The sequence below is a fragment of the Wolbachia endosymbiont of Armadillidium vulgare str. wVulC genome (assembly GCF_001027565.1).
Classification (GTDB): Bacteria; Pseudomonadota; Alphaproteobacteria; order Rickettsiales; family Anaplasmataceae; genus Wolbachia.
Genome location: NZ_ALWU01000001.1, coordinates 461,909 through 476,949, shown reverse-complemented (window position 1 = coordinate 476,949; position 15,041 = coordinate 461,909). Strand labels below are relative to the sequence as shown.

Genomic DNA, 15,041 nt, shown 5'->3' with positions numbered 1-15,041 from the left:
CGAGAAAAAAGCTTAACAGGACTCATTATAAACAAACATTTAACTGAAAAATTCCAATCAAAATGAAGGTTAGTAAACAATTAGCTACACTTCTTAAAGATATAGCCTTACACTTAGCATATAAAAACATCTATTGTGATTAAAAATACACTAAATCTTGGTTTGCGTATATTTTACTGTTTTCTACATTATAGAGACAATAAATTTGTGCAATCATGGAGAGTATTTGCACAATCTTCTAATTTCTCGGGAGTGTAAAATAAACCATAGGCGTCAAGTTAAGAGAATACGCCCAATATAGCAACCATTTAAGGTTTATTTGTTATATTTATTTTTTAAGAAATCTTGATCTAAAATAAGATAATTTTTTTTAAAGAGTCTATAAATTACTAATTTTATTGTTTAATGTCTAAAATAATTTTTACTGCTTCTCTTCTTGTATCTTGTAAAAAGCATCTAATGTTTTAAGCTTAAGCATTAGGTGGAGGAGGGAAGAACTCTGTTTCTCCTCTTAGATATAAAATCTGTAAGAAAGATAAGAGTTCCCTCCTCAAAAGTATAGGCTGGACGGTATCGTAGAAAGACCTAAATGGCTCTAATTCTGTATCCACAAGGTTAGCCTTACTTTTCTTTTTAAATGGTAACATAAGGGGTTATATATGATCAACAACTTTCTTGGAATTGATGTATCAAAAGATCGCTTTGATGTTTTTCTTTCATTCATAAGTAAAAAAGAAAAGCGTGAAACTAGGAAAAGGAGCTTTAAGAACGATGATCTTGGGTTTCAAGGTCTGCTGAGTTTTCTACAAAAGCATAATGTGGAAGAAGTAAAGGCATGCATGTGGTTGTTATAGCGAAGCTTTGGCTGAATTTCTGCACAATGCTGGACATTTTGTTAGTGTTGTAAATCCTTATTGTATTAAATCTTATACAAGGAGTAAGCTCGTAAGACAAAAGAATGATCAGACTGATGCAGAAATTATTGCTGATTATTGCCAAAGACAGGAACCAACTCGTTGGACACCACCTTCTTCTGAAATGAAAAAATTAAAACATCTTTATCGTTGCTCAGTTGCGTTAAAAGAATTAGTAAATAACCACCTAGAAAAAAAAGAGAGACTGCCTAAAGAAGTTGCAAATGCTTGGGAGGATCTTGCAACGAATATAGTTAAAAAAATAGAAATAATAAAAAACTCCATACGCAAACTATTAAAGCAGCACAAAGAATTGTTGGAAAATTTTCAGCTTCTATTGACTATTCCAGGAATAGGAGAGGAATCAGCAATAGCTATTTTAGCTGAAATCCCTGACATAAAAGCTTTTAGAGATGCCAGGCAATTGGCAGCATATACAGGAGTTATACCGAAAAATATAACATCAGGTTCATCTGTACATTCTAAACCAAGATTAAGTAAATCAGGTTCACAAACATTACGTAAGGCCCTTTTCTTTCCTGCCATAGTAGCCAAGAATCACAATCCTATCATTGTGAGTTTTTGCCAAAGACTAAAGAAGAAGGGTAAGCATAATATGGCAATTGTGGGAGCGTAAGCTACTCCATATCATTTTCGGTATCCTGACATCCAAAAGTGCTTTTGATCCAAATCATATCAAGAATTACAGAACTAGGATGTTGACTGTAGTTTAAAATCAAAAAATGCTTCCAATCCATTCAACATATTCACTAACTGTAATCTGTGTACTGTTACACAATCAGAAGTATTTTTTGATTTTATGATACAGCTTGAGTAATTTTTTTGTTGACTAGCAAGACGGTATCTTTCTTATGCCACTTTTCCTTAACTTGACGCGTATGGTAAAATAAACTGTGTCAAACCGAAAAGTAAAATATTAGAATTAATATAAAAGGGCTAGTGTACCTTAATGGATACGGTTGTAATACCAATTTTCCTTCGGTCGCACACGCCCGTAATAGCCCTATTCCTATAGTGAGTAGGGTTATCTTTCCCTCTTATCTCTTTTATATCACATTTTCAACTTACAATTTTTCCACGGTTGGCTCATTTTTGTCAGTCTACATTCAATAATATTTTCCTTACAAACTCCACAAATATATACTTAAAAGCATACACCTTTCATTACACGACCCTACAGCGTTGCTTATCTAGTCACGGGATGAGAATTACGTATTAATAAAGGTTAATATAGTAATAAAGATATTGACGCATTAATAATATTATTATATTCTTAATATAATTAAATAATTAAGAAAAGTTATGAGTATTGTATTTTATTGTGAAGAGTTTAATGACTGTGATTTAGACAATGGTAAAACTCCTTTAAGGAAAAAGTTCAATGAAATAATTAAAGATTTAGAGGAAAACAACAGTACAAGCCAAGGAAATATAAAGTTAATAAAAGGTTGTGGGAATATTGAATATTTTCGAGCTAAATTAAGTGATAGTGACAGATTACTATTTACGAGGAGAAAGCATAATGACAAAGATGCTTTTGTTATTTTAGAAGTAATTCTGAATCATGATTATCATAAGTCTAAATTTTTAACAAATAGAGAAAAAATAAGAAACATAAAAATAATAGATGAAAAAGTTCCTGATACAGTAGAGATTGAAGATGCTCCACAAATTCGTTGGTTAGGTAATTTTATTACTTTTAGTGCAAAGCAGGAAGATATAGTTGAAAGAGTTGAAAAGTTTGAATTACCTTTAGTTATTAGTGGATCTGCTGGCAGTGGAAAGACATCAGTGGCTTTGGAGAGCCTAAAAAGGATAAAAGAGAAGTTTGAGGGAGGAAAAATTCTATATATTACCAAATCCGAAAATCTTATAAAAGAATCAAAAAAAATATTTGAATGTGAAAATTACAATCAGACTACTGATGAACTAAGGACTCATACTCCAGAAGAAATTGATTTCTTATCTCTTCATGAATTTTTAAAAAAGATAATAAAAGTAGAAGGAAAGAAACCAATCAATAGAAGTAAGTTTTTTTCATGGTTCAAGGAAATATGCAAGAAAGATAAATTTAAAGGGTATAAAAAAGACGGAGATAAAATATTCGAAGAATTTACAGCTGTGATAGGTGGAGGAAGTTTATTAGGAGAAGATGGAAAAGATAGATATGCTAAATTAGGAAATAGACAATCTATATTTCCTATAGATAAAAGGAACAGTGTTTATGATTTTTTTGAAGAATATAGGAAATTTATAGAAGGAGATCAAAAGTATTATGATCCTAATCTTGTTGCTTATGAGTGCATTGCAGAAGAAATGTATAATGCGATTGTTGTAGATGAAGTTCAAGATTTAACTGAAAGTACACTGAGTTTAATCTTGAAAAGTTTAAAAGATGAAAGAAAGGGTAATTTTTTATTATGTGGTGATGTTGATCAAGTAATACATCCTAGTTTTTTCTCTTTATTTAAGTTAAAATCTTTTCTCTATCAAAATAAATGTATAAGGGACCAAGGGTCAGAAGTTTTTTATACCCTTGAGAAAAATTATCGTAATAGCGAGCAAGCTATTGAACTTGCCAATCGTATACTACATCTTAAAAATTATTGTTTTGCTTCAGAAGATAAAATGATAGTAGATAACGCTTTTTTCATGAAGAGTGATACTAAGAACAAAGGGAACGTTGGCTTTGTTACTGATGATAAAAAAGAAGAAATAGCAAAAAAAGTAAATGAATCTATGAATTGTGCTGTTTTAGCTCTGGATGATGAAAGTAAAGAAAGTGCACGTCAGTTATTTGATACTCCACTTGTGTTTAATATACATGAAGCCAAAGGCTTGGAGTTTGAAAATGTGATTCTTTACAAGTTTACATCGTGTAAAGCTTATAATGAAATATGGAATATAGTATGTCCGGATAAAAGTGAGGGTGAAATAGATAATACTATTAATAGGATTCGTGATTCATATAACAAAAAGGATGTTAATACTTCAAGAAATAAGGATAAGGAAGATAAGTCCTTGGAGAAATATAAATTTTATATGAACGCTCTGTATGTTGGAGTTACTCGTGCTGTTAGTAATATCTATATTGTAGATGATAAAAGTAATTTATTGAAAATAGTAGAACCAGGGGAAGAAGGTAATGTGAATATTAAGAAAGAAGAATCCAGTTTTGAAAAATGGAGAGATATGGCACTGGAGTTAATAGAGAAAGGAAACATAGAGCAAGCTAAAGATATAGCAGAAAAATTGTCACGTAAAGGGGAAAAAGAATATGCTAAAGAGGTTATGAATTCGTTGAAAGCTAAAGGATGTCATAAACAGGATCAGAACTCAGATAAGAGCAAGCATACAAATTCAGTGTTAGAGAGTTCTAAATCTTCCTCACAAAGCTCAGAACATGAAGGAAAAGAAGATGATATTAGCAAATCTCAGAATAAAAAGAGTAAACATAATCAAAACAAAAAGAAGAAAGCTAAGAAATGTAATAAAGTTCAAGAGGTGAAGCCACAGCTTTCTTTAAATGAGAAGGATAGTACTAATAAGAGTACAAACCCTCAGAATGAAGAGCATAAACAGGATCTAAATGACAAAAAGGAATCAAAAAGATTAGAGAAAAATAAAAAGGAATTATTTTTAGCTTTAAAAAATGGTAATTTGCAAAAGGCTAAACGGTTAATTAAGCAAGGAGTTAATGTTAATGCTAGTAATGAGGAAGGTAGTACTCCTTTACATTTGGCAGCAGAAAATGGTTACTTTGATATAGTTAAACTTTTTCTAGAGAATGGAGCTAAGGTTGATGATAGGGATATTTTGAATCGTACTCCTTTACATTTGGCAGCAGAAAATGGTTACTTTGATATAGTTAAACTTTTTCTAGAGAATGGAGCTAAGGTTGATGATAGGGATATTTTGAATTGTACTCCTTTACGTGTGGCAGCAGAAAATGGTTACTTTGATACAGCTCAACTTCTTTTGCAGTATAAAGCTGAAGTTAATACCAAAGATACTTCAAGTCATACTCCTTTATATTTGGCAGCACAGAATGGTCACTATGAAGTAGTTAAACTTCTCCTAGATAATGGTGCGGATGTCAATGCTAAGAATAAGAAAGGTGTTACTTGTTTACATTTTGCAGCACAGAATGGTCACTATGAAATAGTTAAACTTCTTCTAGAGAATGGAGCTAAGGTTGATGCTAGGGATATTTTGAATTGTACTCCTTTACGTATGGCAGCAAAAAATGGTTACTTTGATATAGTTAAACTTTTTCTAGAGAATGGAGCTAAGGTTGATGATAGGGATATTTTGAATTGTACTCCTTTACATTTGGCAGCAGAAAATGGTTATAAGAATGTAGTTGAAATTCTTCTGAGGAATAAAGCTAATATTGATGCTAGGAATAATTTTAATTGTACTCCTTTGTTGAACGCACTAAAAGAAGGCCATTCCGAGATAGTTGACCTTCTGCTTGCTAACCCAAATATTAATGTTGGTTATTCAAAAGCTTCGTCTGCTAAAAAGAAAGAAGACAAAGAAAAATTTCTCCAAAAATTATCTCAAGATAATGAGTTGTTTAATCTGATAAAACAAGCAGCAGAAATAGATGAAAATAAGGTAGATGAATTACTCAAAAAGATAGAGAAATTACTGGAATCAAAAAACAAACATAGTTTCAAACCAAGCTTAAACTACTCTCCAGATGGTAATGATGAAAATACGACTATTAAAATTGCTATTAAAGCTAGTGGAAAGGTATTGCAGCTCTTATATGATTATGCGGAGAAGAATATAGGTACAGACACTGAAATATTTAAAAAACTAAAACATGCTAAAGAAAACTCTCAGTCTAAGAGAGATCTTTGTAATGTTTCTGTCTCTAATCATTCTACTTTAACTCAAAGCCCCTCATTTGATGAGAGAGGATTTAGTGCCAAAGTATAATAAAATATGAGAAAAAATGCCATCAAAGAAAAAGTCTGTGTGCCAGAACAATAGAGATAATTCACAGTAGTATTAAGTTAATAAAACTATAGAGTTACTTTAAAAAAAATTGAAACTAGAGATTGGCAGGCTTTCAAAACAAAGCATTATCTTTAATCATCTTATTAAGTTATTGATTTTTCATATATAAAAAAATATTGCAAATATTATGTTTTATCTTCATTAAGTATCTCAAAAGGTTGATCCTCATTTAGGAGTACAAATGATTTTCGGTAATAATAATTTATTAATTAATGCTTCAAGTATAGGTGATCTTAGTAAAGTTAAAGAACTTCTTGGAAATGGAGCTAATATTTATGCTAGAGACGAGAGAAGCAATACTGCTCTGCATGTGGCTGCTATGAATGGTCATTTAAATGTAGTAAAAGAGCTTTTAAGCAGAGGGGCTGTGATTTATACTGAAAATAAAGATTATTTCACACCTTTTGAATTAGCAAACAACGAAGGTAAGTTGGAAGTAGTAAATTTTCTTTTAAATCGCCAAGACAATTATGGCAAGCGTTACTGCATTATGCTATTAATAATAGAAACCAAAAATTGATAGATCTTTTATTAGGGAAAAGGGCTGATGTTAATGTTAAAGACAAAAAAGGGGATACTCCCCTGCATGTTGCTGTAATGACTAGTAATTTGTTTACTGATGAAATGTCTGATTTTTTGGATATGGTAAGAAAGCTTTTAGATAAAGGGGCTAAGATTTATACTAGAAATAAAGGTGGTTTCACACCTTTAGGATTAGTAAAAAGAGGAAGTGACTTGGAGATGTTTTTTTTAATTACCAAGACAATTCTGGTAGTACGTTACTGCATCATGCTGCTTTTGATAATGACCCAAAATTGATAAAATTTTTATTAAATGAATTAAAGTTTAATATTAATATTATAAACGAAGAAGGCAATACTCCTCTGCATGTTGCTGCGAGGTATGGTCGGTTAGATGCAGTAAAAGGGCTTTTAAGCAGAAGGGCTAATATTGATGCTAGAAACAATGTAAACAATACTCCTCTGCATATTGCTGCAAGGTATGGTCAGTTAGATGTAGTAAAAGAGCTTTTAGACAAAAAGGCTAAGATTTATACTGGAAACAAAGCAGGCAATGCTCCTCTGCATGTTGCTGCAAGGTATGGTCAGTTAGATGTAGTAAAAGAGCTTTTAGACAAAAAGGTTAAGATCAATACTGAAAACGGTATAGGCAGTACTCCTCTGCATGTTGCTGCAAGGTATGGTCAGTTAGATATAGTAAAAGAGCTTTTAACCAGAGAGGCTAAGACTAATGCTGAAAACAAAAAAGGCAATACTGCTCTGCATGTCGCTGCAAGGTATGGTCAGCTAGATGTAGTAAAAGAGCTTTTAACCAGAAGGGCTAATATTGATGCTGAAAACAAAAAAGGCAATACTCCTCTGTATGTAGCTGATATTAATGCTAAGAATAATAATAATTCTACTGCTCTGCATGTTGCTGCAAGATATGGTCATTTAAATATAGTAAGAGAGCTTCTAGACAAAAAGGCTAAGATTTATGCTAAAAACACTGTAGGCAATACTCCTCTGCATGTTGCTGCAAGATATGGTCATTTGAATATAGTAAGAGAGTTTTTAAAAAGAGGGGCTAAGACTAATGCTGAAAACAAAAAAAGCGATACTCCTCTGCATGTCGCTGCAAGGCATGATTATTTAGATGTAATAAAAGAGCTTTTAAACAAATGGGCTAAGATCAATGCTAAAAACAGTATAGGCGATACTCCTCTGCATGTTGCTGCAAGACATGGTCATTTAAATATAGTAAGAGAGCTTTTAAAAAGAGGGGCTAATATGTATGCTGAAAACAATGATGATCTTGTACCTTTTGAATTAGTAAACAACGCGGAGGTAGTAAATTTTTTTTTAGATCTCAAAAGCGATCGTGTGCTGCAGCAACAAGCAGAATAATGTTTGTGAGAAGCTTTATTGAAGATGAAGGAAGGTCCTTCGAAATCGGTTTTCAGGAGCAGGTTTCAAACCACCTTAAGTGGCTCTATTTAAGAGATAGGGTCATAAGCGTTAAGGAAAAATCAGCGTAAGAGCTGGAAGGTGAGGATCAGAAAGGCGAACGTAAGTGAACCACTGATGAACGTGTCGAAATGGGAAGTGAACATCGAAAGGGGGAGTGAGTCGTTCTCCTCTTAATGAGCTTACAAGAAACCTGATTACTGTGTAGGTGGTGTTCGGCATAAAGGTAGCGCGAGTCTGATCTGGGCTTTAATAATGCACCCCATAAACTAGACCAAAAAAAAATGGTTAATCCGAGTAGGAAGGTAAAGGGGTAAAAGTATGGCAACAAAAAAATATGAACCAGAGTTAAAAGCAAAGATAGCTTTGGAAGCAATAAAAAATCAAAAAAGCACATCTGAGATATGTAGTGAATATAAAATACCATCAACAAATCTATATGATTGGCGTGATAGAGTATTGGCAAGGTTAAAAGACCTATTTGTTGAAGAAAGTGAAAGTGCGAGAAAACAAAGAATCTTAGCGCAAGAAATAGAAAGTTTACATAAAGTAATAGGAGAATTGACAGTGGAAAATAGTTATTTGAAAAAAAAATTACTGAAATAAGCAAAAAAGATAGAGTAAGGTTTATAGAAAAAGATTCTGATCTGTCAATTAGGAAACAGGCTGATTTATTGGGGATTTGCAGATCTAGCCTATATTATAGGCCTATAATTAATAACGAAAGTGAAGTAGCAAATTTGATTCAATTGGCTTCTGATTGCCGTTATGGATATCGTAAAATTACTGCTGAAATCATAGCGAGTGGAGTAGTAGTCAATCACAAAAAAATCTTAAGAATTATGAAAAAAATGAAGATTAGTGGGCTGTATTGTAGAAAAAGATGTAATACAAGTATTAAAGAAAAAAAGCATAAAATATATCCTTATTTACTCAAAGATTTGATTATTTGCAGAGTTAATCAGGTATGGGCTACTGATATAACATATATTATGGTAGAAGGTAAGTTTGTCTATTTTGTGGCAATAATGGACTTGTATAGTCGCTATATTATTGCTCATTCATTATCACCATATCTCGATGCTGGATTTTGCCTTTATACTCTCAAAGAAGCTCTAAAACAAGGTAAACCTGAGATTTTTAATAGTGATCAAGGGATGCAGTTTACTAGCTACAACTTTATTATGGAATTAGAGCGTGCTAATATTAAAATCAGTATGGACCATAAAGGACGTTGCTTCGACAATATATTTGTTGAGCGCTTATGGAGAACTTTAAAGCAAGAAGCTATATATTATTATAGACCAAATAGTATCAGAGATTTGAATCTTATAATAAATGATTTTGTTGCTTGGTATAACTATAGAAGGCGACATCAGACTCTACATTATAAAGTTCCTGCTGATCTTTATTATCATAAACAGTAAATGAATATGTTGATAAATACTTTAAATGTGTGTCGACGTATTTATCAACATATTCATTTTAAAAATCGGATCACTTTGAAAAAAATGGTCTAGACAAATGGGTGCACTATACTTTCCTGAACATTCCTTGTGTCTCTACGGCACACAAAAAGCTCAATATTAAGATCAATGATTGCAGAGTTGATAAAAACAATATGGAAGATATTGAAATTGCAATAGACAGCACAAATTTATAATAATACCCCTGGTCACAGTAAGGAAAATAGCGAAGATAGAAAGTATCGCAGTTATAAACAGGTAAGAAAGCTACACGTAATATTGAGTATAAATAGTAAAAAAGCTATAGCTGCACAATATAGCAATGGTCAACCATTACGGTACTTGCTGACTTGATTTCAGCACGCTATAAAAGCATTATATGCAGACAGAGCCTATGATAGGCGCAAGCTTTATAAATTGTATATGATATAAAGACAAAAATTTTACCGAAAAATCGTGCAGCGGAGCATACAAAATTGGACTATATGGCTGAAAGGAATGCTGCCATTAGATTATGTGGTAAAGACGGTGTGAAAGAGTGGAAGCGGTTTATGGAAAAAGGTCATATATTGAAGGATTTTTCTCAAGCAAATATTTGTTTAGAAATAGATCTGAAGTAAATCGAGAAAAAGAGTTGCTAATAAAATGTTACTTACTCAATAAATTTACTGATATTGGCATGGCTAAGTTTGAGGTAGTTTCATGAATTTATTATGCTTTACCCACTATCCGATAAGCGATGCAACAAAGCCCACTGGAATCCAGTTAAATTTACGAGTATAAAAGTAATGTTAAAATACAACGTTTCTGATGATCAGTGTCAAGCACTGGCTCGCTAAAATTACTTTAGCTACAAATATTAAGAAATTTACCAAATAGAAAAAAGGTAAAAGAATCCCCGTGGTTAACTAGTTATTTGTATGTACTTCAAAATATTGGCGTTTTTTATTCTAAACGCTACGATTCAGCCGCTTTTAAATGCGACTAACTCAAATTATAAACGTTAAGAAATTTACTAAGTGGAAAAAAAGGCAAAGAAACCCTAGGGTGGCTAGTATCCAAATTCTCCCTTGTCAATTTGGCGTTTTTTGCTGTCTTAAACGCTTTGTAAGCGCGTTTCGGCTTATATAGGTAAAAACCTAGAAATATTGTGAAGACATAAGGTGCACATAGTGCAAAAATAGTACGCCAAATACAAGTCTTCTTGTCGTTTTAATCTGCACAGATTGGGAAGTTAGATAATACAGCTTCAATATTATGATAAGGGAATTGGCGAGATTTGTAAAGGGGTTTTTATGAACTACTTTCGACATCAATAGCTGGTTCAAGTTTTCTATTCAAAATTTTTAATATAAAATCCAATTCATCTGGATTGTTATACCGTATCATGACTTTACCCTTGGAATTGTTATCATTAATTTTGATCTTTAAACCAAGTTGAGAAGATATAGCTCCTTCTAGCGCTGCCATATCTTGATTTTTAGTACACTTATACTCTTTTTGATCGTTATTTTGTTGTAAGTCTTTTATCAATTTTTCAGTTTGTCTAACGCTCAGGCCTTGAGAAACTATTCTTTTTGCAATACTTTCTGCATTTTCAATATTAATCAGCGCTCTTGCATGACCCATAGATAGCTTTTTTTCGTTGATCATTGTTTTTACTCCACCAGAAAGTGACAACATCCGAATCATATTGGTTATGTGACTGCGGCTTTTGCCTATAGTTGAGGCTAATTCTTCATGTGTATAGGAAAACTCATCTATCAGTTTCTTATACGCTTCACCTTCTTCTATTGGATTAATATCTTGCCTTTGTATGTTTTCAATAATGGATACTTCCAAGCATTCCTTGTCGCTCAGATCTTTTATGGTAACGGGTGCACTATCAAGATTTGCGATCTTGCTTGCTCGCCAACGACGTTCCCCAGCTATTATTTCGTAACCATCATCATTTGGATCTTTGCGCACCACAATAGGCTGTATAATGCCATTTTTCTCTATCGAACTTGCAAGTTCTTTTAATGACTCCTCATCAAAATATTTTCTTGGCTGAAATTTGCTCGGGTGCAGTAATGAAACAGGTAACCGATCTTCCTTATTATAATTATCGCCTATGAGGCCGGCAAGACCTCTGCCGAGGCGTCTATCATCCTTCATACCACGCCCTCACTCACTAGTTTCTTCTCCTTACAACTGCTCGCGTGCTTTTTTAAAATTTCCCTTGCCAAACTTATATATGCTTGTGCACCAGGACACTTAAGATCATACACAATAGCGGGTTTTCCATGAGAAGGCGCTTCTGATAACCGTACGTTACGTGGAATAACAGTCTCATACAATGGGATGATAGTTTTGTATACTTTATCATTTAAATACTGGCAAATATCGTTTTTAATCTGTTCACTGAGTTTGTTGCGCCTGTCATACATTGTTAACACTATCCCTTCTATTGCCAAAAAAGGGTTTAGGTTATTCCTTTTTATCAGTTCTACAGTTTTAACTAAATGGCTTAATCCTTCCAGAGCAAAAAATTCACACTGAAGAGGAACAATAATAGAATTAGCAGCAGCCAAGGCATTTATGGTTAGAAGTCCAAGTGATGGAGGACAGTCGATGATTATGTACTCATAATTATCACGTACTTTCTCTAGCGTGTCTTTTAGTACGAATTTTCCCTGCTCAAGTTGTGATAGCTCAATTTCTGCAGCTGATAAGTCAACCACTGATGAAATCAGCGATAAATTTGGAATTTCCTTTATATTAAAAATTGCCGACCTTACCAATTCACTTTTGCTGCTCAGTAGTATTTTGTATATATTTTTTTCTTCCCTACTACGATAAGAAATCCCGAGTCCTGTACTAGCATTCCCTTGAGGATCAAGATCTACCAATAAAGTATTTTTTCCTACAGCGGCAAAGGCTGTCGATAAATTTATACTAGTTGTGGTTTTGCCAACTCCACCCTTTTGATTTACTATTGCAATGATCTTGCTCACACCTTTTATCTTAATATAAAATAATTCTATTGTATATATGCGAGAAACTTTTGCATTAGAAAATTTTTTTTGTTGCCAATTATGCTCAAAGTAAACTGCCTTTTTTTATCTTGTGTAACACATTTTGAACCTTGTTTCCTAATTCATTCAGAGTGAATGGTTTTGGCAAAAAGTGAAAATCTTCTATATTGATGTCATCACTCTTTAAAAAAGCATCTTCTGCATACCCAGAAATAAAAATAACGTTGATATTTGGCCTATGGATCAATGCTTCTTTAACTATTTCTGGTCCGCTCACCTCTGGCATGATTACATCAGTGATTATAAGATCTATGTGTTGACTTTTTTTACTGATTATTTCTAGTGCCTTGCTGCCCATGCTTGCTTCTATTACATCAAATCCTTTTCTTTTGAGTGCTCTAGCAATGGGTTCCCTTACTGAACCTTCATCTTCAATCAATAAAATTATACCATTACCTTTAATTTCACTTATTACCGGTCTTTCTATTTCTTCACTATCTGACTCTCTCAGATTTTCATCTGATATATAAATCATGGGCAAAAATATGCTAAATTTAGTTCCATGATTTACTTTGCTAGCAACATAGATGTATCCTTCAGTTTGTTTAATAATGCCATATACAGTAGAGAGGCCAAGACCTGTACCAGAGGTAATATCTTTGGTAGAAAAAAATGGGTCAAATACCTTTCCAATTGTATCACTTGTTATTCCACATCCAGTATCAATTACTTCAATCACAACATAATTTCCATGTTCGATCGTTTCCTTGTCTGGAGAAAACATATCTTGAGATGTAGAATTCAATGAGTCAATCTTTTTATTAAAGGTTAGTATAGTTAATTCTCCGCCCTTTTCCATAGCAGCACTGGCATTGACTGCTAAGTTAAGTATAACTTGCTCTAATTGCCCTTGATCAGCCCTAACAGCACCCAAGTCTCTACCATAATAAATATTAAATTTTATATTTTCACCTATTAATCTTTTTATCATTTCATAAAGATTAGCTATAGTACTATTTACATCAATAATTTTTGGCTGCAAGGTCTGTCTTCTTGAAAAAGCAAGCAATTGTCTTACTAAATTTGATCCACGCTTTGCATTTTGTTGTATCTGTATTATATCTCCAAAAGATGGATCACTAGCTGAGTGTTGGAGTAAAAGTAAATCACAAAATCCTATTATCCCGGTTAATATATTGTTAAAATCATGTGCAATGCTACCCGCTAACTGCCCTATAGCTTGCACCTTTTGATAATGCTCAAGTTTTATCTCTAGTTTTTTACGTTCAGTATTATCAATAAAATAACAAAGTATGAACATCACTTTATTATGAAGAAACTTATTGAAATATATTTTCATATTATTACCAGCATTAAGCTGAACATCAAAGGACGCATTATTTACCCTATTGCTCGAAAAATATTCACGCACTTTCGTATGATAATTATCCAATATCAATGCAAAGATCGAATCATTATTTGGCCCTGCAAGTTTTACTAATGCTATATTTTTCTTTATAAAGTTGCCGTTTACGTCGCATTGTGCAATAGCAATTGATGAATTTGCAAAACAAGGATGTAGTTGATAATCAACAATATTTGATTCAGTTGGTGTTATAAATCCATGTATATAGCTATGATTATATTTATCACAAAATATAGTAGTACTCATATAAGCCTTGAATGGAGCACCACTTATAGTAAAAAACATAATCTCATTTTCGGTTATTGTATCGTCATACTTAGATTGAGATATAAAATCATTGATTGAGCTGCCTTTTTCCAATTTTTTTAGTTCAAACACGTCTAAAAATCTTTTATTTACAGATAAGATCACTCCTTTTGTATTCGCAACGTAAGTTGCTATATTGTGTTTCTCTATTAACTCTTCATATACCTGTTCCTTGTTTACCTGCGTTGCCTTCAATACAAAATACCCATCCGGTCTTGCTATTGGTGATAATGATAAATTTAAAATCTTATTACTATTTATAGCAATTTGTGGATTATCCGGTATCGGCTCAGAGAGCAAAAGAAAGTTAGATATTCTATTCTTCTTGCTTAAGGAAATGCATACTTTTACAGAAGTGTTATTTTTTAACGCATGATAGAGTGATTTTCTGTCTTTTTCTGAAACATCTCCTGCTTCAAGAATTTTATCTAGCGTAACATCATCGTCTACGTGATCTTTAAACCTTTCGTAGAACCTTGCATCAGCATAAAAAATACCTTCATCTTTATATAAAATAAGACAAAACTCTGTATTATGATTTAGCGCATTTGCAAATATTGCATTTTGAAACTCTATGATATTAAGTAGATACTTGTAACGTTTTATATTATATACCACAAAGAGAGCCATTAGAGTGCTAATTAACAAATTAATCTCTATGTTAACATGCTGACTATATACATTAGAAAAATAGAGTACTGATATTGCTATTGGAGGTAAGAGCATAATAGCTGCTATCACAATAATTGACATCCCATAATTTCTTAGTATGAAGTCAACTCTGTTCTCTTTTTCATTATCTATGTATCTTTTACTCATTATTATTACTTAGCATCTTGCACATATAAAAATATTCTACTATATTGATTTAATTATTATAGATTTATTAATATCCT

The 15,041-nt window shown here is 32.6% G+C and carries 9 protein-coding genes and 2 pseudogenes; 8 read left to right on the top strand and 3 right to left on the bottom strand.

The features are described 5' to 3' along the window. Positions 1-659 precede the first annotated feature (659 nt). The 8 genes and pseudogenes from wVul_RS02385 to wVul_RS10440 all read left to right on the top strand — a co-directional run. Positions 660-1,648, top strand: a pseudogene (locus wVul_RS02385) (IS110 family RNA-guided transposase). A 589-nt stretch (positions 1,649-2,237) separates the two neighbouring features. Then, complete coding sequence (locus wVul_RS02375) at positions 2,238-5,882, top strand: ankyrin repeat domain-containing protein (protein ID WP_047758993.1); 3,645 nt, start codon at positions 2,238-2,240, stop codon at positions 5,880-5,882. A 262-nt stretch (positions 5,883-6,144) separates the two neighbouring features. Continuing rightward, positions 6,145-6,483, top strand: coding sequence for an ankyrin repeat domain-containing protein (locus tag wVul_RS02370; RefSeq protein WP_153295461.1), 339 nt, complete (start codon positions 6,145-6,147; stop codon positions 6,481-6,483). Then, positions 6,480-6,782, top strand: a complete 303-nt coding sequence (locus wVul_RS02365; RefSeq protein WP_047758992.1) for an ankyrin repeat domain-containing protein — start codon at positions 6,480-6,482, stop codon at positions 6,780-6,782. The genes wVul_RS02370 and wVul_RS02365 overlap by 4 nt, the downstream gene beginning before the upstream one ends. Next, entirely contained in the window at positions 6,746-7,870 is a 1,125-nt protein-coding gene (locus wVul_RS02360; protein ID WP_153295457.1) for an ankyrin repeat domain-containing protein, read from the top strand. The genes wVul_RS02365 and wVul_RS02360 overlap by 37 nt, the downstream gene beginning before the upstream one ends. Next, the gene (locus wVul_RS10030; protein WP_255351219.1) at positions 7,870-8,001 is read left to right on the top strand and encodes a hypothetical protein; all 132 of its coding nucleotides are present in this window, start codon (positions 7,870-7,872) and stop codon (positions 7,999-8,001) included. The genes wVul_RS02360 and wVul_RS10030 overlap by 1 nt, the downstream gene beginning before the upstream one ends. A 250-nt stretch (positions 8,002-8,251) precedes the next feature. Then, a protein-coding gene (locus wVul_RS08390; protein ID WP_153295427.1) for an IS3-like element ISWpi17 family transposase occupies positions 8,252-9,357 on the top strand; the annotation gives its coding sequence in 2 pieces (ribosomal slippage) (positions 8,252-8,525 and positions 8,525-9,357; 1,107 coding nt in all). A 134-nt stretch (positions 9,358-9,491) separates the two neighbouring features. Next, positions 9,492-10,102: pseudogene (locus tag wVul_RS10440) on the top strand (transposase); the annotation flags it as partial. Positions 10,103-10,689: 587 nt separating this feature from the next. Here wVul_RS10440 and wVul_RS02340 read toward each other — a convergent pair. The 3 genes from wVul_RS02340 to wVul_RS02330 form a co-directional block, all read right to left on the bottom strand. Continuing rightward, positions 10,690-11,553, bottom strand: coding sequence for a ParB/RepB/Spo0J family partition protein (locus wVul_RS02340; protein WP_047758990.1), 864 nt, complete (start codon positions 11,551-11,553; stop codon positions 10,690-10,692). Next, positions 11,550-12,392, bottom strand: a complete 843-nt coding sequence (locus wVul_RS02335) for a ParA family protein (RefSeq protein ID WP_047758989.1) — start codon at positions 12,390-12,392, stop codon at positions 11,550-11,552. The genes wVul_RS02340 and wVul_RS02335 overlap by 4 nt, the downstream gene beginning before the upstream one ends. 85 nt (positions 12,393-12,477) lie before the next feature. Then, the gene (locus wVul_RS02330; protein ID WP_047758988.1) at positions 12,478-14,964 is read right to left on the bottom strand and encodes an ATP-binding protein; all 2,487 of its coding nucleotides are present in this window, start codon (positions 14,962-14,964) and stop codon (positions 12,478-12,480) included. Positions 14,965-15,041: the final 77 nt, after the last annotated feature.